18 protein-coding genes are annotated in these 20,493 nt (G+C 62.9%); all 18 read left to right on the top strand.

From position 1 onward, the window contains the following. Positions 1-143: 143 nt before the first annotated feature. The 18 genes from mnmA to nuoL all read left to right on the top strand — a co-directional run bounded on the left by mnmA (position 144) and on the right by nuoL (position 20,484). A complete protein-coding gene (gene mnmA, locus ACZ9GA_RS07215; protein WP_457363335.1) occupies positions 144-1,274 on the top strand; it encodes a tRNA 2-thiouridine(34) synthase MnmA in 1,131 nt (376 codons plus the stop codon). Beyond that, positions 1,271-1,891, top strand: coding sequence for a high frequency lysogenization protein HflD (gene hflD, locus ACZ9GA_RS07210; RefSeq protein ID WP_455925875.1), 621 nt, complete (start codon positions 1,271-1,273; stop codon positions 1,889-1,891). Before mnmA ends, hflD begins: the two co-directional genes overlap by 4 nt. Positions 1,892-1,997: 106 nt before the next feature. Beyond that, positions 1,998-3,368: an adenylosuccinate lyase gene (gene purB, locus ACZ9GA_RS07205; protein WP_455925874.1), complete on the top strand. Its 1,371-nt coding sequence runs from the start codon at positions 1,998-2,000 to the stop codon at positions 3,366-3,368. A gap of 84 nt (positions 3,369-3,452) precedes the next feature. Continuing rightward, complete coding sequence (locus tag ACZ9GA_RS07200; protein WP_457363336.1) at positions 3,453-4,622, top strand: ribosomal protein uL16 3-hydroxylase; 1,170 nt, start codon at positions 3,453-3,455, stop codon at positions 4,620-4,622. Further along, positions 4,615-5,037 (top strand): GNAT family N-acetyltransferase, encoded by a 423-nt coding sequence (locus tag ACZ9GA_RS07195; RefSeq protein ID WP_457363337.1) that lies wholly within the window; start codon positions 4,615-4,617, stop codon positions 5,035-5,037. Before ACZ9GA_RS07200 ends, ACZ9GA_RS07195 begins: the two co-directional genes overlap by 8 nt. Before the next feature lie 148 nt (positions 5,038-5,185). Continuing rightward, on the top strand, positions 5,186-5,938 hold the full coding sequence (locus tag ACZ9GA_RS07190) for a secretin N-terminal domain-containing protein (protein WP_457363338.1): 753 nt from the start codon (positions 5,186-5,188) through the stop codon (positions 5,936-5,938). 550 nt (positions 5,939-6,488) lie between these two features. Further along, complete coding sequence (aceA, locus tag ACZ9GA_RS07185; RefSeq protein ID WP_008369062.1) at positions 6,489-7,814, top strand: isocitrate lyase; 1,326 nt, start codon at positions 6,489-6,491, stop codon at positions 7,812-7,814. 784 nt (positions 7,815-8,598) lie between these two features. Continuing rightward, on the top strand, positions 8,599-9,012 hold the full coding sequence (locus ACZ9GA_RS07180; protein WP_008369061.1) for an NADH-quinone oxidoreductase subunit A: 414 nt from the start codon (positions 8,599-8,601) through the stop codon (positions 9,010-9,012). A 10-nt stretch (positions 9,013-9,022) separates the two neighbouring features. Beyond that, positions 9,023-9,697 (top strand): NuoB/complex I 20 kDa subunit family protein, encoded by a 675-nt coding sequence (locus ACZ9GA_RS07175; protein WP_455926205.1) that lies wholly within the window; start codon positions 9,023-9,025, stop codon positions 9,695-9,697. 74 nt (positions 9,698-9,771) lie between these two features. Continuing rightward, positions 9,772-11,553, top strand: a complete 1,782-nt coding sequence (nuoC, locus tag ACZ9GA_RS07170) for an NADH-quinone oxidoreductase subunit C/D (RefSeq protein ID WP_457363339.1) — start codon at positions 9,772-9,774, stop codon at positions 11,551-11,553. Positions 11,554-11,555: 2 nt separating this feature from the next. Beyond that, positions 11,556-12,053, top strand: coding sequence for an NADH-quinone oxidoreductase subunit NuoE (gene nuoE / locus ACZ9GA_RS07165; RefSeq protein WP_457363340.1), 498 nt, complete (start codon positions 11,556-11,558; stop codon positions 12,051-12,053). After that, complete coding sequence (gene nuoF, locus ACZ9GA_RS07160; protein WP_457363341.1) at positions 12,050-13,405, top strand: NADH-quinone oxidoreductase subunit NuoF; 1,356 nt, start codon at positions 12,050-12,052, stop codon at positions 13,403-13,405. The genes nuoE and nuoF overlap by 4 nt, the downstream gene beginning before the upstream one ends. A 131-nt stretch (positions 13,406-13,536) precedes the next feature. Next, entirely contained in the window at positions 13,537-16,248 is a 2,712-nt protein-coding gene (gene nuoG / locus ACZ9GA_RS07155) for an NADH-quinone oxidoreductase subunit NuoG (RefSeq protein ID WP_476226451.1), read from the top strand. After that, entirely contained in the window at positions 16,245-17,252 is a 1,008-nt protein-coding gene (nuoH, locus tag ACZ9GA_RS07150; RefSeq protein ID WP_457363342.1) for an NADH-quinone oxidoreductase subunit NuoH, read from the top strand. Before nuoG ends, nuoH begins: the two co-directional genes overlap by 4 nt. Positions 17,253-17,263: 11 nt before the next feature. Continuing rightward, entirely contained in the window at positions 17,264-17,812 is a 549-nt protein-coding gene (gene nuoI / locus ACZ9GA_RS07145; RefSeq protein WP_003174725.1) for an NADH-quinone oxidoreductase subunit NuoI, read from the top strand. A gap of 9 nt (positions 17,813-17,821) precedes the next feature. Next, the gene (nuoJ, locus tag ACZ9GA_RS07140) at positions 17,822-18,322 is read left to right on the top strand and encodes an NADH-quinone oxidoreductase subunit J (protein WP_416425239.1); all 501 of its coding nucleotides are present in this window, start codon (positions 17,822-17,824) and stop codon (positions 18,320-18,322) included. 3 nt (positions 18,323-18,325) lie between these two features. Beyond that, positions 18,326-18,634 (top strand): NADH-quinone oxidoreductase subunit NuoK, encoded by a 309-nt coding sequence (gene nuoK, locus ACZ9GA_RS07135; RefSeq protein WP_008369052.1) that lies wholly within the window; start codon positions 18,326-18,328, stop codon positions 18,632-18,634. Further along, positions 18,631-20,484: an NADH-quinone oxidoreductase subunit L gene (gene nuoL, locus ACZ9GA_RS07130; RefSeq protein WP_457363343.1), complete on the top strand. Its 1,854-nt coding sequence runs from the start codon at positions 18,631-18,633 to the stop codon at positions 20,482-20,484. The genes nuoK and nuoL overlap by 4 nt, the downstream gene beginning before the upstream one ends. Positions 20,485-20,493: the final 9 nt, after the last annotated feature.

The raw sequence follows: 20,493 nt of genomic DNA, 5'->3' as shown, positions 1-20,493 counted from the left end.
GGCTGCGCTGGACCTGGCGTGCACTGGAGATTTCCAGCGAGGCATGGGGCCAGCGCAGCCTGCGGCAGCGGCTACAGAAGCGAGCGCAGCGCGGCGCTTGGTGGTAGAATCCCCTGCTTTTCCCAGACACACTCTCAATTCCTATGCGTGATTCAGCTGCTGCCCCTGAAACCCAGCGCGTTATCGTCGGCATGTCCGGCGGCGTTGACTCTTCCGTGTCCGCCCTCCTGCTGCTCGAACAGGGGTACCAGGTGGAAGGCCTGTTCATGAAGAACTGGGAAGAAGACGACGGCACCGATTACTGCACCGCCCGCGAAGACCTGGCCGACGCCCAGGCCGTGTGCGACCGCATCGGCATCAAGCTGCATACGGCCAACTTCGCCGCCGAATACTGGGACAACGTCTTCGAACATTTCCTGGAAGAGTACAAGGCCGGCCGCACGCCGAACCCTGACATCCTCTGCAACCGCGAAATCAAGTTCAAGGCCTTCCTGGACTACGCCCTGTCGCTGGGCGCCGACCTGATCGCCACCGGCCACTACGTGCGCCGCCGCGACATCGACGGCCGCACCGAGCTGCTCAAGGGCCTGGACCCCAACAAGGACCAGAGCTACTTCCTGCACGCCGTGGGCGGCGAGCAGATCGCCCGCACGCTGTTCCCGGTCGGCGAGCTGGAAAAGCCGGAAGTGCGCGCCATCGCCGAGAAACACGGCCTGGCCACCGCCAAGAAGAAGGATTCCACCGGTATCTGCTTCATTGGCGAGCGCCGCTTCAGCGACTTCCTCAAGCAGTACCTGCCGGCCCAGCCGGGCGAGATCCAGACCACCGAAGGCGAAGTCATCGGCCGCCACCACGGCCTGATGTACCACACCATCGGCCAGCGCCAGGGCCTGGGCATTGGCGGCCTGAAAGACGCCAGCGACGAGCCGTGGTACGTACTGGAAAAGGACCTGGACCGCAACGTGCTAGTAGTCGGCCAAGGCAACGACCACCCGTGGCTGTTCTCCCGCGCCCTGCTGGCGTCGGAAATCTGGTGGGTCAACCCCGTCGACCTGAGCAGCCCGCGGCGCCTGACCGCCAAGGTACGGTACCGCCAGGGCGACCAGGCCTGCACCCTTGAGCAGACCGCCAACGGTTACCGCGCCGTGTTCGACGAGCCGCAGCGCGCCGTCACCCCCGGCCAGTCCGTGGTGTTCTACGACGGCGAGATCTGCCTGGGCGGCGGCGTCATCGAAGTGGCCCAGCCGTGGACCAGCAAAGGCGCCGCTGCATGAACCCCATTCAGGAGCAATTGATTGCCCTGGGCGCGGTGTTCCAGGCCGCCGTGCTGGTAGACCGCATCGCCAAGACCGGCCAGAGCGCCGAGGCCACGATGGGCTGCATGCTGGGCAGCCTGCTGATTCGCGACCCCAAGGACACCCTGGAGGTGTTTGGCGGCGATGACCTGAACCTGCGTGACGGCTACCGCGCCCTGGTCAGCGCCCTTGAGCGCGACCCGGCCAGCCTGCAACGCGAACCGCTGCGCTACGCCCTGTCGATGCTCAACCTGGAGCGCCAACTGGGCAAGCGCGACGACCTGCTGGACGTGATCGGTCGGCGACTGCCGCAGATCCAGTCCCAGGTAGAACATTTCGGCATTACCCACGAGAACGTTATTGCTGCCAGTGGCGCGCTGTACCAGGACACCCTGAGCACCTTGCGCCAGCGGATCCAGGTGCAGGGCGACATGCGCAACCTGCAACAGCCCAGCAACGCCGCGAAAATCCGCGCCTTGCTGCTGGCCGGCATCCGTTCGGCGCGTTTATGGCGGCAATTGGGCGGCCACCGCTGGCAACTGGTTTTCAGCCGGCGCAAGCTGCTCAAGGAACTTTATCCGATGATGCGCGGTTAACGCTCGTCACCTCACGGGCGTGGTCGGCGCTGGGCTGCCGACCTGCATTGAATTTTCATGTATGATACGCGCCCCATTTCGTTGCCCGACTGTCCGAGAACACCCCATGCAGCTTTCTTCGCTCACTGCGGTTTCCCCTGTTGACGGCCGCTACGCCGGCAAAACCCAGGCCCTGCGCCCTATTTTCAGCGAATACGGCCTGATCCGTTTCCGCGCCCTGGTCGAGGTGCGCTGGCTCCAGCGCCTGGCCGCCCACCCGCAAATCAGCGAAGTGCCGGCGTTCTCCGCCGAAGCCAACGCTATCCTCAACGCCCTGGCCGATGATTTCGCCCTCGAGCATGCCGAGCGCGTGAAAGAGATCGAACGCACCACCAACCACGACGTGAAGGCCATCGAGTACCTGCTCAAGGAGCAGGCTGCCAAGCTGCCGGAACTGGCCAAGGTCAGCGAATTCATCCACTTTGCCTGCACCAGCGAGGACATCAACAACCTGTCCCACGCCCTGATGCTGCGCGAAGGCCGTGACACCGTGCTGCTGCCGCTGATGCGCCAGATCGCCGACAACATCCGCGAACTGGCCCACCGCTTCGCCGACGTGCCGATGCTGTCGCGCACCCACGGCCAGCCGGCTTCGCCGACCACCCTGGGCAAGGAACTGGCCAACGTCGTCTACCGTCTGGAGCGTCAGATCGCCCAGGTAGCCGCCGTGCCGCTGCTGGGCAAGATCAACGGCGCCGTGGGCAACTACAACGCCCACCTGTCGGCCTACGCCGACATCGACTGGGAAGCCAACGCGCGCGCCTTCATCGAAGACGAGCTGGGCCTGGGCTTCAACCCCTACACCACCCAGATCGAGCCGCACGACTACATCGCCGAGCTGTTCGACGCCATCGCGCGCTTCAACACTATCCTGATCGACTTCGACCGCGATATCTGGGGCTACATCTCCCTGGGCTACTTCAAGCAGCGTACCATCGCCGGCGAAATCGGTTCCTCGACCATGCCGCACAAGGTCAACCCGATCGACTTCGAAAACTCCGAAGGCAACCTGGGTATCGCCAACGCCCTGTTCCAGCACCTGGCCAGCAAACTGCCGGTTTCGCGCTGGCAGCGTGACCTGACCGACTCCACCGTGCTGCGCAACCTGGGCGTTGGTTTCGCCCACAGCGTGATCGCCTACGAGGCCACCCTCAAAGGCATCAGCAAGCTGGAACTCAACGAAGTTCGCATCGCCCAGGACCTGGACGCCTGCTGGGAAGTACTGGCCGAGCCAATCCAGACCGTGATGCGCCGCTACAACATCGAAAACCCGTACGAAAAACTGAAAGAGTTGACCCGCGGCAAGGGCATCACCCCTGAAGCGCTGCAAACTTTCATCGACGGCCTGGACATGCCAGCCGAAGCCCGTGCAGAACTGAAGAAGCTGACCCCGGCTTCCTACATCGGTAACGCCGCGGCCCAGGCCAAGCGCATCTGACGCACCGCCCCGTCGCTATGACGCCCGGCTCAGCCGGGCGTTTTTATTCGTGACTTAAAAGCGCTCTCATTCAATAGGTTACACATGAATCCTGATACTCCTCTGCAACTGCTGGGCGGCTTGACTGCACGTGAATTCCTGCGTGATTACTGGCAGAAAAAGCCCCTGCTGATCCGTCAGGCGTTCACCGATTTCGAAAACCCGATCAGCCCCGATGAGCTGGCTGGCCTGGCCCTGGAAGAAGAAGTCGAATCGCGCATCGTCATCGAAAACGGCGAGCGCCCGTGGGAAATGCGTCGCGGCCCGTTCGAGGACGACGCCTTCGGCCAACTGCCCGAGAAAGACTGGACCCTGCTGGTGCAGGCCGTTGACCAGTTCGTGCCGGAAGTGGCCGAACTGCTGCAGCCGTTCCGCTTCCTGCCAAGCTGGCGCATCGATGACGTGATGATCAGCTACGCCGCCCCGGGTGGCAGCGTGGGCGCACACTTCGACAACTACGACGTGTTCCTGCTGCAAGGCCACGGCCAGCGCAACTGGAAAATCGGCCAGATGTGCGATTCCGAGAGCCCGCTGATCGAACACAGCGACCTGCGCATCCTGGCGGACTTCCAGCAGACCGACGAGTGGGTGCTGGAGCCGGGCGACATGCTCTACCTGCCACCGCGCCTGGCCCACTACGGCATCGCCGTGGACGAGTGCATGACCTATTCGGTAGGTTTCCGCGCCCCGAGCGCCGCTGAAGTGCTGACCCACTTCACCGACTTCCTCACCCAGTTCCTGCCGGACGAAGAGCGCTACACCGACGCCGACGCCCAGCCGGTCAGCGACCCGACGCAGATCCAGCACGATGCCCTGGACCGTCTCAAGAAGCTGCTCAATGAGCACATGAACGACGAGCGCCTGCTGCTGACCTGGTTCGGCCAGTTCATGACCGAGCCGCGCTACCCGGAGCTGGTCACTGGCGACACCCTGGAAGAAGACGACCTGCTGGACGGCCTGGAAGAAGGCGCCATCCTGATCCGCAACCCGAGCGCGCGTCTGGCGTGGTCGGAAGTGGGCGACGACCTGCTGCTGTTCGCCAGCGGCCAGAGCCGCCTGCTGCCGGGCGAGATGCGCGAGCTGCTGAAGCTGATCTGCGCGGCTGACGCCCTACACATTGAGAACCTGGGCCCATGGATGATTGACGAGCAAGGTCGTACACTGATCTGTGAGCTGGTTAAACAGGGAAGTCTGGGGTTCGCTGCCGATGAATAAGATTCGCGTACGTGTGGCTGATTGGCACAAGGATATCGCCGACATTCGACGTATCCGCGAGGCTGTGTTCATTGCCGAGCAATCGGTACCCCCGGAGCTGGAGTTCGACGCCGATGACGTCGACGCCGTGCACTTCCTGGCGTGCGAGGGCGACTACCCCATCGGTACCGCCCGCCTGCTGCCCGACGGCCAGATCGGCCGGGTGTCGGTGCTCAAGGACTGGCGCGGCCTGAAAGTGGGCGACGCCCTGCTGCAAGCCGCCATCACCCAGGCCGAGAACCTGGACCTCAAGCAGCAAAGCCTGAGCGCCCAAGTGCACGCCACGGCGTTCTACGAGCGCCACGGCTTCAAGGTGGTGAGCGAAGAGTTCCTCGAAGCGGGCATCCCGCACGTGGATATGGTTCGCGACAGCTGACCCCCCTTGTAGCCGCTGCCGCCAGGCTGCGCTGGCCCTTGTGCACACTGGAGATTTTCAGTGCACGTCAGGGCCAGCGCAGCCTGGCGGCAGCGGCTACAGGCCACCATCTGCCATAATGTCCACTCCAATGATGGAGACTCCGGACATGCCGCTACGCCCCCTGCTCCCCGCCCTCGCCCTGCTGGCCAGCTTCACCGCCAGTGCCGCCACTGAAATCGTGCCGCTGAACAATCGCACCAGCGACGACCTGCTGCCCGTGGCGCAGAATTTCCTCGGCCGCGACGGCAAGGTCAGCGCCTACGGCAACCAACTGATCGTCAACGCCGACCCCGACAAGATCCAGCAGCTGCGCGCGCTCATCACCCAGCTCGACGTGGCCGCCCGGCGCCTGCTGATCAGCGTCGACACCAGCGACAGCAACAATGGCGACAACGGTGGCTACACGGTCAACGGCAATAACACCCGCATCATCACCTACGGCACCACCAACCGCACCGGCGGCGTGCAGCAAGTACAAGCCACCGAAGGCAGCCCGGCGCTGATCCAGGTTGGCCAGAGCGTGCCTTTCACCACCGCCCAGAGCGACAGCTACGGCGGCCTGCAAACCCAGACCCAGTACAAGAACGTCACCCAGGGCTTCTATGTAACCGCGAGCGTCACCGGCGAGACCGTCCACCTGAACATCAGTACCAACAATGACCGGATGAGCCAGGAGCGTCAGGATGTAGTGAACGTGCAAAGCACCGACACACAGGTCAGCGGACGCTTGGGCGAGTGGATCACGTTGGCCGGCAGCAACGAGCAAACCCAGCTCAACCAGCGCGGTTTTACCCGAAATTGGTCCACGAAGGGCCGTAGCGACATGACAGTGCAGGTAAAAGTGGATCCCCTGGACTGAAATCATGACCTATGGGTCGCAAAATCGACCCACAAGTCGTCGACCCAGGCACCCGAAACTGACTGATTAGTCGCTTACGACCAAAGATGTAGTGCTCAAAAATAATCACTACAAAACATTTGACGACACAATTTCGTCGAGGCATGATGGCCTCGCTCCCGCTAATCAGGGGCCCTGGAAAGGGCCTTCGGATCGGTCTCTAACCTACCCACCTGAGCCGATTCGTGTCTGGAACGCCCACAAGGCAGCCTGACGAGATTGCGACTGGAACGAAGAAGTTGTCCCGAGGGACGGAAGCGCATTCTGGCAACACGGCAAGACCTGTACGTTCGCACAACGGCATCCACGAGCCACGTGCGCCCGGGCAACCTTGGCCAGCCATCTGTCTTCCCCCGCCTTCAAACAACTGTTCGGTCGTCGCCTTCTCCGTCAAGCCCGTCCCAGACCTTCTAAGCTTCTGATCTGCGAGCGCCACCATGGTGTTTCTGTTAAGGACAGCGCCGGCGGAGCGAGAATTTTCATTCAAACCTATGCGACGAGGTTTATCTCCATGGCACTGACACGCGAACAACAAATAGCTGCCCTTGAAAAAGACTGGGCAGAAAACCCGCGCTGGAAAGGTGTAACGCGCAACTACTCCGCAGCCGACGTTGTGCGTCTGCGCGGCTCGGTCCAACCTGAGCACACCTTTGCCCGCCAAGGCGCGGAAAAGCTGTGGAACCTGGTGACCCAAGGCGCCAAGCCGTCCTTCCGTCCGGACAAGGACTTCGTCAACTGCATGGGCGCCCTCACCGGCGGCCAGGCCGTGCAACAGGTCAAGGCCGGCATCCAGGCCATCTACCTGTCCGGCTGGCAAGTGGCCGCCGACAACAACTCGGCCGAGTCCATGTACCCCGACCAATCGCTGTACCCGGTCGACTCGGTACCCACCGTGGTCAAGCGCATCAACAACTCGTTCCGCCGCGCCGACCAGATCCAGTGGAAAGCCGGCAAGAACCCGGGCGATGACGGCTACATCGACTACTTCGCCCCGATCGTGGCCGACGCCGAAGCCGGTTTCGGTGGCGTGCTGAACGCCTACGAGCTGATGAAAAGCATGATCGAAGCGGGCGCCGCCGGCGTGCACTTCGAAGACCAGCTGGCCTCGGTGAAAAAATGCGGCCACATGGGCGGCAAGGTACTGGTACCCACCCAGGAAGCCGTGCAGAAGCTGACCGCTGCCCGCCTGGCTGCTGACGTGGCCGGCGTGCCGACCATCATCCTGGCCCGCACCGACGCCAACGCCGCCGACCTGCTGACCTCGGACTGCGACCCGTACGACCAGCCATTCGTGACCGGTACCCGTACCCAGGAAGGCTTCTACAAAGTGCGCGCCGGTCTGGACCAGGCCATCGCCCGTGGCCTGGCCTACGCGCCGTACGCCGACCTGATCTGGTGCGAAACCGCCAAGCCGGACCTGGACGAAGCCCGTCGCTTCGCCGAGGCCATCAAGAAGGAATACCCGGACCAGCTGTTGTCGTACAACTGCTCGCCGTCCTTCAACTGGAAGAAAAACCTGGACGACGCCACCATCGCCAAGTTCCAGCGTGAACTGTCGGCCATGGGTTACAAGCACCAGTTCATCACCCTGGCGGGCATCCACAACATGTGGCACAGCATGTTCAACCTGGCGCACGACTACGCCCGCAACGACATGACCGCCTACGTGAAGCTGCAGGAACAGGAGTTCGCCGACGCCGCCAAGGGTTACACCTTCGTGGCGCACCAGCAGGAAGTGGGTACTGGGTACTTTGACGACATGACCACTGTAATTCAGGGTGGCAGCTCGTCGGTGACGGCGCTGACTGGGTCGACCGAGGAAGAGCAGTTTCATTGATGTGAGGTAGATGCTGTGATGAGAAAGGCCACCCCACGCAGGTGGCCTTTTTTTGTTGTGGGTGAGATGCGCCCGCCTTGAGTTTTTTGGCGCTCTTGAGATCGAGCGCCGCCCGCGCGGCGCTTCGCGGGCAGAGCCCGCTCCCACGTTGGTTGCAACGTGCCCCGCTGTAGATTGGTGGTGCGCCTGGTCACACCAACACAGATCTGCAGTGGACACACAAGGCGGACCAGGTGATGGCACTGGCATAACTGGCCAGAAACAAACGTGGGAGCGGGCTCTGCCCGCGAAGCGCCGCGCGGGCGGCGCTCGATCTCAAGAGCACCAAAAAACTCAAGCCATGCACCTCTCACCCCCACCCCAATCCCAACCACCCCCCCCAACCCGCCCCACATCGACTACGCTTCTACAACCAAAGTCTTGATCCACGCCAACTTATATAGAGGGAAAATAGCGTAGAACGTACGAGTTGGTTAACGCGCACCACAGGGTTGACACGAATTGGAACCCTTTAAATGATATTAATTATCATTACACATTAAAAGAACCTCCAAACGGGTGTAACAACGTTATAAATACAACGCCCTGGAACCCCCGCCCCATGGGGCCTGCAGGCACTTGCAAGGTGTGTATGTGCTTAATCCTACGAATAAATTTGCTGTAGAAAATTTACTTGCCACCGCTTTACCCATAAAATCAGCGCGATTGATTCAGCTGCGACATTTCGTCACTGCTTTACTACTTTCAAGTACCGAGACATTTGCTCTCCGTTAAGGATTCCAGCATGCCCGATTCGACAGGACTCATGGCCCACAACTGGGGCTTTGCCATCTTCCTTTTGGGTGTCGCCGGGCTGTGTGCCTTCATGCTGGGGCTGTCGGCCCTGCTGGGCAGCAAGGCCTGGGGCCGCAGCAAGAACGAACCATTCGAATCCGGCATGCTGCCGGTCGGCAGCGCCCGTCTGCGCCTTTCCGCCAAATTCTATCTGGTCGCGATGCTGTTCGTGATCTTCGATATCGAAGCCCTCTTTCTCTTTGCATGGTCTGTGTCGGTACGCGAAAGCGGCTGGGCCGGATTCGTCGAAGCACTCGTTTTCATAGCAATTCTGTTGGCAGGTCTTGTCTACCTTTGGCGAGTGGGGGCGCTCGATTGGGCTCCCGAAGGTCGCCGTAAGCGGCAAGCGAAGCTGAAACAATGAGGCTTTGGCAATGCAATACAATCTCACCAGAATCGACCCGGATGCACCCAACGACCAGTATCCGATCGGCGAACGGGAAACCGTTACCGATCCGCTAGAGGATCAGGTCCACAAGAACATTTTCATGGGCAAGCTCTCGGATGTCCTGAGCGGTGCGGTCAACTGGGGACGTAAGAACTCCCTGTGGCCGTACAACTTCGGTCTTTCGTGCTGCTACGTGGAAATGACCACCGCGTTCACCGCACCCCACGACATCGCCCGCTTCGGCGCCGAGGTTATCCGGGCATCGCCACGTCAGGCTGACTTCATGGTGGTGGCCGGCACGTGCTTCGTGAAAATGGCCCCCATCATCCAGCGCCTGTACGAACAGATGCTGGAACCCAAGTGGGTCATTTCCATGGGTTCGTGCGCCAACTCCGGCGGCATGTACGACATTTACTCGGTCGTTCAGGGGGTGGATAAATTCCTTCCCGTGGACGTTTATGTGCCCGGCTGCCCGCCGCGCCCAGAGGCCTTTCTGCAAGGCCTGATGCTGTTGCAGGAATCGATTGGCCAAGAGCGTCGCCCGCTGTCCTGGGTCGTCGGTGATCAAGGCGTGTACCGCGCCGAGATGCCGTCGCAAAAGGAACAACGCCGCGAACAGCGCATTGCGGTCACCAACCTGCGCAGCCCCGACGAAGTCTGATCCAGCTCTTTACGCGGCATCGCCACAAAGAACCCTGGCCTCATTCTGTACGTTGACGAATAGCGACCGAGAACATGACAGCGGACACCGCTCTATATATCCCGCCTTACAAGGCTGACGACCAGGACGTGGTCGTCGAACTCCAACAGCGCTTCGGCCCCGAGGCGTTCGTCGCCCAGGAAACCCGTACCGGCATGCCGGTGCTGTGGATCGCCCGTGCCAAGCTCAAGGAAGTGATGAGCTTCCTGCGCAACGTGCCCAAGCCCTACTCCATGCTGTACGACCTGCATGGCGTCGACGAGCGCCTGCGCACCCAGCGCCGCGGCCTGCCGGGCGCCGACTTCACCGTGTTCTACCACCTGCTGTCGGTGGAGCGGAACAGCGACGTGATGATCAAGGTAGCGCTGCACGAAGGCGATTTGAACCTGCCCACCCTCACCGGTATCTGGCCCAACGCCAACTGGTACGAGCGTGAAGTCTGGGACATGTTCGGCATCACCTTCCAGGGCCACCCACACCTGTCGCGCATCATGATGCCGCCCACCTGGGAAGGTCACCCGCTGCGCAAGGACTACCCGGCGCGCGCCACCGAGTTCGACCCCTACAGCCTGACCCTGGCCAAGCAGCAGCTGGAAGAGGAAGCCGCGCGCTTCCGTCCTGAAGACTGGGGCATGAAGCGTTCGGGCACCAACGAGGACTACATGTTCCTCAACCTGGGCCCCAACCACCCTTCGGCCCACGGTGCCTTCCGCATCATCCTGCAGCTGGACGGCGAAGAGATCGTCGACTGCGTGCCCGACATCGGCTACCACCACCGTGGCGCCGAGAAGATGGCCGAGCGTCAGTCGTGGCACAGCTTCATCCCCTACACCGACCGCATCGACTACCTGGGCGGGGTGATGAACAACCTGCCCTACGTGCTGGCGGTGGAGAAGCTGGCCGGCATCAAGGTGCCGCAGAAGGTCGACACCATCCGCATCATGATGGCCGAGTTCTTCCGTATCACCAGCCACCTGCTGTTCCTGGGTACCTACATCCAGGACGTGGGCGCCATGACCCCGGTGTTCTTCACCTTCACCGACCGCCAGAAGGCCTACACGGTGATCGAAGCCATCACCGGTTTCCGCCTGCACCCGGCCTGGTACCGCATCGGTGGCGTGGCCCACGACCTGCCGCGCGGCTGGGAAAAGCTGGTGAAGGACTTCGTCGAATGGCTGCCCAAGCGCCTGGACGAATACACCAAGGCTGCCCTGCAGAACAGCATCCTCAAGGGCCGTACCGTGGGCGTTGCCGCCTACAACACCAAAGAGGCCCTGGAATGGGGCGTCACCGGTGCCGGCCTGCGTTCCACCGGTTGCGACTTCGACCTGCGCAAGGCACGCCCGTACTCGGGTTACGAGAACTTCGAGTTCGAAGTACCGCTGGCCCACAACGGCGATGCCTATGACCGCTGCATGGTGCGCGTGGAAGAAATGCGCCAGAGCATCAAGATCATCGACCAGTGCATGCGCAACATGCCCGAAGGCCCGTACAAGGCGGACCACCCGCTGACCACGCCGCCGCCCAAGGAGCGCACGCTGCAGCACATCGAAACCTTGATCACGCACTTCCTGCAGGTTTCGTGGGGCCCGGTGATGCCGGCCAACGAATCCTTCCAGATGATCGAAGCGACCAAGGGCATCAACAGTTATTACCTGACGAGCGACGGCGGCACCATGAGCTACCGTACCCGGATTCGCACCCCAAGCTACCCGCACCTGCAGCAGATCCCTTCGGTGATCAAAGGCAGCATGGTCGCGGACTTGATTGCGTACCTGGGTAGTATCGACTTCGTTATGGCCGACGTGGACCGCTAAGCATGAACAGCACGCTTATCCAGACTGACCGTTTCGCCCTCAGCGAAACCGAGCGCTCGGCCATCGAGCACGAGCTGCACCACTACGAGGACCCGCGCGCGGCGTCCATCGAAGCCCTGAAAATCGTGCAGAAGGAACGCGGCTGGGTGCCGGACGGCGCCCTGTACGCCATCGGCGAGATCCTGGGCATCCCGGCCAGCGACGTCGAAGGCGTGGCCACCTTCTACAGCCAGATCTTCCGCCAGCCGGTGGGCCGCCACATTATCCGTGTGTGCGACAGCATGGTCTGCTACATCGGCGGCCACGAATCGGTGGTCAGCGAGATCCAGAGCAAGCTGGGCATCGGCCTGGGCCAGACCACGGCGGACGGGCGTTTCACCCTGCTGCCCGTGTGCTGCCTGGGCAACTGCGACAAGGCCCCGGCGCTGATGATCGACGACGACACCTTCGGTGACGTACAGCCAGCCGGCGTTGCCACACTGCTGGAGGGCTACGTATGACCCTGACTTCCTTCGGCCCGGCGAACCGTATCGCCCGCACCCCGGAAACCCATCCGCTGACCTGGCGCCTGCGTGACGACGCCGAACCCGTGTGGTTCGACGAGTACGTGGCAAAAGACGGCTACGCCGCCGCGCGCAAGGCCTTTGCCGACCTGTCCCAGGACGACATCGTCCAGACGGTGAAAGACTCCGGCCTCAAGGGCCGTGGCGGTGCGGGTTTCCCCACCGGCGTCAAATGGGGCCTGATGCCCAAAGACGAGTCCATGAACATCCGCTACCTGCTGTGCAACGCGGACGAAATGGAGCCCAACACCTGGAAAGACCGCATGCTGATGGAGCAACTGCCCCATCTGCTGGTGGAAGGCATGCTCATCAGTGCCCGCGCACTGAAAGCCTACCGTGGCTACATCTTCCTGCGTGGCGAGTACGTGACCGCCGCCAAGCACCTCAACCGTGCCGTGGAAGAAGCCAAGGCCGCCGGCCTTCTGGGCAAGAACATCCTGGGTTCGGGCTTCGACTTCGAGCTGTTCGTGCACACCGGTGCCGGCCGCTACATCTGCGGTGAAGAAACCGCCCTGATCAACTCCCTGGAAGGCCGCCGCGCCAACCCGCGCTCCAAGCCGCCGTTCCCGGCCGCCGTGGGCGTGTGGGGCAAGCCGACCTGCGTCAACAACGTCGAGACCCTGTGCAACGTGCCGGCCATCGTCGGCAACGGCGTGGACTGGTACAAGTCGCTGGCCCGCGAAGGCAGCGAAGACGCCGGCACCAAGCTGATGGGCTTCAGCGGCAAGGTCAAGAACCCCGGCCTGTGGGAGCTGCCGTTCGGCATCCCGGCCCGCGAGCTGTTCGAAGACTACGCTGGCGGCATGCGCGACGGCTTCAAGCTCAAGTGCTGGCAGCCAGGCGGCGCCGGTACCGGCTTCCTGCTGCCCGAGCACCTGGACGCGCAAATGTACGCCGGCGGCATCGGCAAGGTCGGCACCCGCATGGGTACGGGCCTGGCCATGGCCGTGGACGACAAGGTCAACATGGTCTCGCTGCTGCGCAACATGGAAGAGTTCTTTGCCCGCGAATCGTGCGGCTTCTGCACCCCGTGCCGCGACGGCCTGCCATGGAGCGTCAAGCTCTTGCGCGCCCTCGAGAATGGCCAGGGCCAGCAGGGCGACATCGAGACGCTGCTGGGCCTGGTGGGGTTCCTTGGCCCAGGCAAGACCTTCTGTGCCCACGCACCCGGTGCCGTGGAGCCCTTGGGCAGCGCGATCAAATATTTCCGCCCGGAATTCGAGGCTGGCATCGCCGCAAGCAGCGGCCTGCGCCCCGACCTGGCGCGCCCGATCCAGGTCGGCGCATAACAAGACACAAAAGCCGGTGGTCCGTGCCACCGGCTGCCCGCCCCCGGCCCTTGCATGAAGGGCCGCGGGGCGAGCACACAGCTTTCCATTAGCCACGCCCGCCCACGCGGGCCAACGAAGAACTTTGAACCATGGCCACTATCCACGTAGACGGCAAAGCGCTCGAAGTCGATGGCGCAGACAACCTGTTACAGGCCTGTCTGTCGCTTGGCCTCGACATCCCTTATTTCTGCTGGCACCCCGCACTGGGTAGCGTTGGTGCCTGTCGCCAGTGCGCGGTCAAGCAGTACACCGACGAGAACGACACCCGTGGTCGCATCGTCATGTCGTGCATGACCCCTGCCACCGACAACACCTGGATTTCCATCGACGATGACGAGTCCAAGGCGTTCCGCGCCAGTGTCGTCGAATGGCTGATGACCAACCACCCGCACGACTGCCCCGTGTGCGAGGAAGGCGGTCACTGCCACCTGCAGGACATGACCGTGATGACCGGTCACAACGAGCGTCGCTACCGCTTCACCAAGCGCACGCACCAGAACCAGGAACTGGGCCCGTTCATTGCGCACGAGATGAACCGCTGCATCGCCTGCTACCGCTGCGTGCGCTTCTATAAAGACTACGCCGGCGGTACCGACCTGGGCGTGTACGGCGCCCACGATAACGTGTACTTCGGTCGCGTTGAAGACGGCGTGCTGGAAAGCGAGTTCTCCGGCAACCTCACCGAGGTGTGCCCCACCGGTGTGTTCACCGACAAGACCCACTCCGAGCGCTACAACCGCAAGTGGGACATGCAGTTCGCCCCCAGCATCTGCCACGGTTGCAGCAGCGGCTGCAACATCAGCCCCGGCGAGCGCTACGGCGAACTGCGCCGCGTGGAGAACCGCTACAACGGTTCGGTGAACCACTACTTCCTGTGCGACCGCGGCCGTTTCGGCTACGGCTACGTGAACCGCAAGGACCGCCCGCGCCAGCCATTGCTGGGCCAGCAGAAGCTGGGCCTGGACGCTGCACTGGATAAGGCCGCCGAACTGCTGCGCGGCCGCAACATCGTCGGCATCGGTTCGCCCCGCGCCAGCCTGGAAAGCAACTACGCGCTGCTGGAACTGGTGGGCGGCGAGCACTTCTACAGCGGTATCGAAGCCGCTGAGCTGGGCCGCATCCGCCTGGTGCTGGACGTGCTGAAAAACAGCCCGCTGCCGATCCCGAGCCTGCGCGAAGTGGAAGACCACGACGCCGTGTTCGTGCTCGGTGAAGACCTGACCCAGACCGCCGCGCGCATGGCCCTGGCCCTGCGCCAGTCGGTGAAGGGCAAGGCCGTGGAAATGGCCGAAGGCATGCGCGTGCAGCCATGGCTGGACGCCGCGGTGAAAAACATCGGTCAGCACGCCCTGCACCCGCTGTTCATCGCCAGCCTCACCGACACCAAGCTCGATGACGTGGCCGAAGAATGCGTGCACGCAGCGCCTGAAGACCTGGCGCGCATCGGCTTTGCCGTGGCCCACGCCCTGGATGCCAGCGCCCCGGCCGTTACCGGCCTGGACGCCGAAGCCCTGGAACTGGCGCAACGCATCGCCGACGCCCTGCTGAAGGCCAAGCGCCCACTGATCGTGTCCGGCACTTCGCTGGGCAACAGCGCCCTGATCGAAGCCGCCGCCAACATCGCCAAGGCGCTGAACCTGGCCGGCAAGCAAGGCTCGCTGAGCCTGGTGGTGCCCGAGGCCAACAGCCTGGGCCTGGCCATGCTCGGTGGCGAGTCCGTGGACGCTGCGCTGGACGCAGTGATCGATGGCCGTGCCGACGCCCTGGTGATTCTGGAAAACGACCTGTACACCCGCCTGCCAGCCGCCAAGGTTGACGCCGCCCTGGCCGCCGCCAAGGTGGTGATCGTCGCTGACCACCAGCTGACCGCCACTGCCGAGCGCGCCCACCTGGTACTGCCAGCGGCCAGCTTCGCCGAAGGCGACGGCACCCTGATCAGCCAGGAAGGCCGCGCCCAGCGCTTCTTCCAGGTGTTCGACCCGGCGTACCTGGATGCCAGCAACATCATCCACGAAGGCTGGCGCTGGCTGCATGCCCTGCGCAGCACGCTTTTGGACCGTATGGTCGATTACACCCAGCTGGACCAGGTGACCCAGGCCGTGGCCAACAGCAAGCCGGCCCTGGCGCGCATCGTCGAGGCCGCACCGTCGGCAACGTTCCGCGTCAAGGGCCTGAAGCTGGCCCGTGAACCGCTGCGCTACAGCGGCCGTACTGCCATGCGCGCCAACATCAGCGTGCACGAGCCACGTACCTCCCAGGACAAGGACACTGCGTTCGCGTTCTCCATGGAAGGTTACTCAGGCTCCGCCGAACCGCGCCAGCAGGTACCGTTCGCCTGGTCGCCGGGCTGGAACTCGCCACAGGCCTGGAACAAGTTCCAGGACGAGGTCGGTGGTCACCTGCGTGCAGGCGACCCGGGCACCCGCCTGATCGAAACCCAGGGCGACAGCCTGAAGTGGTTCAGCGCCATCCCGGGCGCCTTCGCCCCGGCCCGTGGCACCTGGACCGCCGTGCCTGTGCACCACCTGTTCGGTTCCGAGGAAAATTCGTCGCGCGCCGCGCCTGTGCAGGAACGCATCCAGCCGGCCTACGTCAGCCTGGCCAAGTCGGAAGCCGACCGCCTGGGCGTCAACGACGGCGCGCTGCTGAGCCTGAACGTAGCCGGCGTGGCCCTGCACCTGCCGCTGCGCATCAATGAAGCACTGGGCGCAGGCCTGGTGGCCCTGCCCGCAGGTTTCGCCGGCATCCCACCCGCGTTCGCCGGCGCTACCGTCGACGCTCTGCAGGAGGCAGCACAATGACCTGGTTCACCCCTGAAGTGATCGACAGCATCATCGCTGTCGTGAAGGCCCTGGTGATCATGCTGGCCGTGGTGGTGTGCGGCGCGCTGCTCAGCTTCGTCGAGCGCCGCCTGCTGGGCTGGTGGCAGGACCGTTACGGTCCGAACCGCGTCGGCCCGTTCGGCATGTTCCAGATCGCCGCCGACATGCTGAAGATGTTCTTCAAGGAAGACTGGAACCCACCGTTCGTGGACAAGGCGATTTTCACCTTGGCCCCGGTGGTGGCCATGAGTGCCTTGCTGATCGCCTTCGCCATCATCCCGATCACCCCGACCTGGGGCGTGGCGGACCTGAACATCGGCCTGCTGTTCTTCTTCGCCATGGCCGGTCTGTCGGTATATGCGGTGCTGTTCGCCGGCTGGTCCTCGAACAACAAGTACGCCCTGCTGGGCAGCCTGCGGGCGTCGGCGCAGACCGTGTCGTACGAAGTGTTCATGGGCCTGGCGCTGATGGGCATCGTGGCGCAGGTGGGTTCGTTCAACATGCGCGACATCGTTGAATACCAGAACCAGCACCTGTGGTTCATCATTCCGCAGTTCTTCGGCTTCTGCACCTTCTTCGTCGCAGGCGTTGCGGTGACTCACCGTCACCCCTTCGACCAGCCCGAAGCGGAACAGGAACTGGCCGACGGTTACCACATTGAATACGCCGGCATGAAATGGGGCATGTTCTTCGTCGGTGAGTACATCGGCATCATCATGATCTCGGCGCTGCTGGTGACCCTGTTCTTCGGCGGCTGGCACGGCCCGTTCGATATCCTGCCGCAGCTGTCGTTCATCTGGTTCGCCCTGAAGACTGCGTTCTTCATCATGCTGTTCATCCTGCTGCGCGCCTCCATTCCGCGCCCGCGCTATGACCAGGTGATGGATTTCAGCTGGAAATTCTGCTTGCCGCTGACCCTGATCAATTTGCTGGTGACCGCTGCCGTCGTGTTGCTCAACACGCCAGCTGTTGCGGCCCAGTGAGGATTTGACCCATGTTCAAATATATTGGTGACATCGTTAAGGGTACCGGTACCCAGCTGCGCAGCCTGGTGATGGTCTTTGGCCACGGCTTCCGCAAGCGCGACACCCTGCAATACCCCGAAGAAGCCGTGTACCTGCCGCCGCGCTACCGCGGCCGCATCGTGCTGACCCGCGACCCCGACGGCGAAGAGCGCTGCGTGGCGTGCAACCTGTGCGCCGTGGCCTGCCCGGTGGGTTGCATCTCGCTGCAGAAAGCCGAGACCGAAGACGGCCGCTGGTACCCGGACTTCTTCCGCATCAACTTCTCACGCTGCATTTTCTGCGGCCTGTGCGAGGAAGCCTGCCCGACCACCGCGATCCAGCTGACCCCGGATTTCGAAATGGCCGAGTTCAAGCGTCAGGACCTGGTGTACGAGAAAGAAGATCTGCTGATCTCCGGCCCCGGCAAGAACCCTGACTACAACTTCTATCGCGTTGCAGGGATGGCCGTTGCCGGCAAGCCGAAGGGCGCTGCGCAGAACGAAGCCGAGCCGATCAACGTGAAGAGCTTGCTCCCTTAAGGAAGAAAGATGGAATTCGCTTTCTATTTCGCAGCCGGAGTCGCCGTGGTGTCCACCTTCAGGGTGATCACCAACACCAACCCCGTGCACGCGCTGCTGTACCTGATCATCTCGCTGATCGCCGTGTCCATGACCTTCTTCAGCCTGGGCGCACCGTTTGCCGGTGTGCTGGAAGTGATCGTCTACGCCGGCGCCATCATGGTGCTGTTCGTCTTCGTGGTGATGATGCTCAACCTGGGCCCGGCCTCGGTGCTGCAGGAACGTGGCTGGTTCAAGCCCGGCATCTGGGCAGGGCCGATCTTTTTGGCCGGCATGCTGCTGTTCGAACTGCTGTACGTGCTGTTTGCCGAGCCTTCGGGCGCGGCCATCGGCCAAGAGACCGTGGGCGCCAAGGCCGTGGGCGTGAGCCTGTTCGGCCCTTACCTGCTGGTGGTCGAACTGGCTTCGATGCTGCTGCTGGCCGCCGTGGTCACCGCCTTCCACCTGGGCCGCAACGAGGCGAAGGAGTAACTCATGTCATCGATTCCTCTGGAACACGGTCTCGCAGTAGCCGGTGTGCTGTTCTGCCTGGGCCTGATGGGCGTACTGGTACGCCGCAACATTCTGTTCGTATTGATGAGCCTGGAAATCATGATGAACGCCACTGCCCTGGCGTTCGTCGTGGCCGGTGCACGCTGGGCGCAGCCGGATGGACAGATCATGTTCATCCTGGTCATCACCCTGGCAGCCGCCGAGGCCAGCATTGGCCTGGCGATTCTGCTGCAGCTGTACCGCCGCTTCCACACGCTTGATATCGACGCTGCCAGTGAGATGCGCGGATGAACCTAATCTTCCTGACCTTCGTATTCCCCCTGCTCGGCTTCCTGCTGCTGTCGTTCTCGCGCGGGCGCTTCTCCGAAAACCTGTCGGCGCTGATCGGCGTCGGCTCCATCGGCCTGTCGGCGATCGTCGCCGCCTGGGTCATCTGGCAGTTCAACGTCTCGCCACCCGAAGCGGGCCACTACACCCTGGTGCTGTGGCGCTGGATGTCGGTGGACGGCTTTGAACCCAACTTCGCCCTGTACGTCGACGGCCTGTCGGTGACCATGCTGGGCGTGGTGGTGGGCGTGGGCTTCCTGATCCACCTGTTCGCGTCCTGGTACATGCGCGGTGAAGAGGGCTACTCGCGCTTCTTCTCGTACACCAACCTGTTCATCGCCAGCATGCTGTTCCTGGTACTGGCGGACAACCTGCTGTTCCTGTACTTCGGTTGGGAAGGCGTGGGCCTGTGCAGCTACCTGCTGATCGGTTTCTACTACAGCAACCGCAACAACGGTAACGCCGCGCTGAAAGCGTTCATCGTCACCCGTATCGGTGACGTGTTCATGGCCATCGGCCTGTTCATCCTGTTCCAGCAACTGGGCACGCTGAACATCCAGGAACTGATGGTGCGTGCCCCTGCGCACTTCAAGGTCGGCGACTTCTGGATTGTCTTCGCCACCCTGATGCTGCTGGGCGGTGCGGTGGGTAAATCGGCGCAACTGCCGCTGCAGACCTGGCTGGCAGACGCCATGGCCGGCCCTACCCCGGTATCGGCACTGATCCACGCCGCCACCATGGTGACCGCAGGCGTTTACCTGATTGCCCGTACCCACGGCCTGTTCGCCCTGGCGCCGGATATCCTGCACCTGGTGGGCATCGTCGGCGGCGTGACCCTGGTACTGGCCGGCTTCGCCGCCCTGGTGCAGACCGACATCAAGCGTATCCTCGCCTACTCCACCATGAGCCAGATCGGCTACATGTTCCTAGCCCTGGGCGTAGGCGCCTGGGAAGGCGCGATCTTCCACCTGATGACCCACGCCTTCTTCAAGGCGCTGCTGTTCCTGGCCTCGGGTGCGGTGATCGTTGGCTGCCACCACGAGCAGAACATCTTCAAGATGGGCGGCCTGTGGAAGAAACTGCCACTGGCCTACGCCTGCTTCATCGTCGGTGGCGCGGCGCTGTCGGCCCTGCCGATCCTGACCGTGGGCTTCTACTCCAAGGACGAAATCCTGTGGGAGGCCTTCGCCAGCGGCCACACCTACCTGCTGTACGCAGGCCTGGTGGGTGCGTTCATGACCTCGATCTACACCTTCCGCCTGATCTTCATCGCCTTCCACGGCGAAGCCAAGACCGACGCCCACCCTGGCCACGGGATTTCCCACTGGCTGCCGCTGGGCGTGCTGATCGTGCTGTCGACCTTCGTCGGCGCCTGGATTCACCCACCACTGGCCGGCGTGCTGCCGGAAAGCGTGGGCCATGCCGGCGGTGAAGCCAAGCACAGCCTGGAAATCGCCTCGGGCGCCATCGCCCTGGCCGGTATCCTGCTGTCGGCCATGCTGTTCCTGGGCAAGCGCCGCGTGGCCACCGCCATCGCCAACAGCAGCCTTGGCCGCGTGCTGTCGGCCTGGTGGTTCGCTGCCTGGGGCTTCGACTGGATCTACGACAAACTGTTCGTCAAACCGTACCTGGCTATCAGCCACCTGCTGCGCAAAGACCCCGTGGACCGCACCATCGGTCTGATCCCGCGCATGGCCAAAGGCGGCAACAGCGCCATGAGCCGTACCGAAACGGGCCAGCTGCGCTGGTACGCCGCTTCCATCGCCGCCGGTGCCGTGCTGGTACTGGGCGCCGTTGTGCTGGCGGCGGTCTGACTATGAACC

The sequence above is a fragment of the Pseudomonas sp. TE3644 genome (assembly GCF_056278815.1).
This window is presented reverse-complemented; position numbering and strand designations above follow the sequence as displayed.

Excerpts from the sequence above, each read along its gene's own strand:
- nuoK (WP_008369052.1), top strand. The coding sequence starts at position 18,326 with ATGTCATCGATTCCTCTGGAACACGGTCTCGCAGTAGCCGGTGTGCTG.
- hflD (WP_455925875.1), top strand. The coding sequence starts at position 1,271 with ATGAACCCCATTCAGGAGCAATTGATTGCCCTGGGCGCGGTGTTCCAG.
- ACZ9GA_RS07190 (WP_457363338.1), top strand. The coding sequence starts at position 5,186 with ATGCCGCTACGCCCCCTGCTCCCCGCCCTCGCCCTGCTGGCCAGCTTC.
- ACZ9GA_RS07180 (WP_008369061.1), top strand. The coding sequence starts at position 8,599 with ATGCCCGATTCGACAGGACTCATGGCCCACAACTGGGGCTTTGCCATC.
- mnmA (WP_457363335.1), top strand. The coding sequence starts at position 144 with ATGCGTGATTCAGCTGCTGCCCCTGAAACCCAGCGCGTTATCGTCGGC.
- ACZ9GA_RS07175 (WP_455926205.1), top strand. The coding sequence starts at position 9,023 with ATGCAATACAATCTCACCAGAATCGACCCGGATGCACCCAACGACCAG.
- nuoJ (WP_416425239.1), top strand. The coding sequence starts at position 17,822 with ATGGAATTCGCTTTCTATTTCGCAGCCGGAGTCGCCGTGGTGTCCACC.
- nuoH (WP_457363342.1), top strand. The coding sequence starts at position 16,245 with ATGACCTGGTTCACCCCTGAAGTGATCGACAGCATCATCGCTGTCGTG.
- nuoL (WP_457363343.1), top strand. The coding sequence starts at position 18,631 with ATGAACCTAATCTTCCTGACCTTCGTATTCCCCCTGCTCGGCTTCCTG.
- nuoI (WP_003174725.1), top strand. The coding sequence starts at position 17,264 with ATGTTCAAATATATTGGTGACATCGTTAAGGGTACCGGTACCCAGCTG.
- purB (WP_455925874.1), top strand. The coding sequence starts at position 1,998 with ATGCAGCTTTCTTCGCTCACTGCGGTTTCCCCTGTTGACGGCCGCTAC.
- nuoG (WP_476226451.1), top strand. The coding sequence starts at position 13,537 with ATGGCCACTATCCACGTAGACGGCAAAGCGCTCGAAGTCGATGGCGCA.
- nuoF (WP_457363341.1), top strand. The coding sequence starts at position 12,050 with ATGACCCTGACTTCCTTCGGCCCGGCGAACCGTATCGCCCGCACCCCG.
- ACZ9GA_RS07195 (WP_457363337.1), top strand. The coding sequence starts at position 4,615 with ATGAATAAGATTCGCGTACGTGTGGCTGATTGGCACAAGGATATCGCC.
- nuoC (WP_457363339.1), top strand. The coding sequence starts at position 9,772 with ATGACAGCGGACACCGCTCTATATATCCCGCCTTACAAGGCTGACGAC.
- nuoE (WP_457363340.1), top strand. The coding sequence starts at position 11,556 with ATGAACAGCACGCTTATCCAGACTGACCGTTTCGCCCTCAGCGAAACC.
- aceA (WP_008369062.1), top strand. The coding sequence starts at position 6,489 with ATGGCACTGACACGCGAACAACAAATAGCTGCCCTTGAAAAAGACTGG.
- ACZ9GA_RS07200 (WP_457363336.1), top strand. The coding sequence starts at position 3,453 with ATGAATCCTGATACTCCTCTGCAACTGCTGGGCGGCTTGACTGCACGT.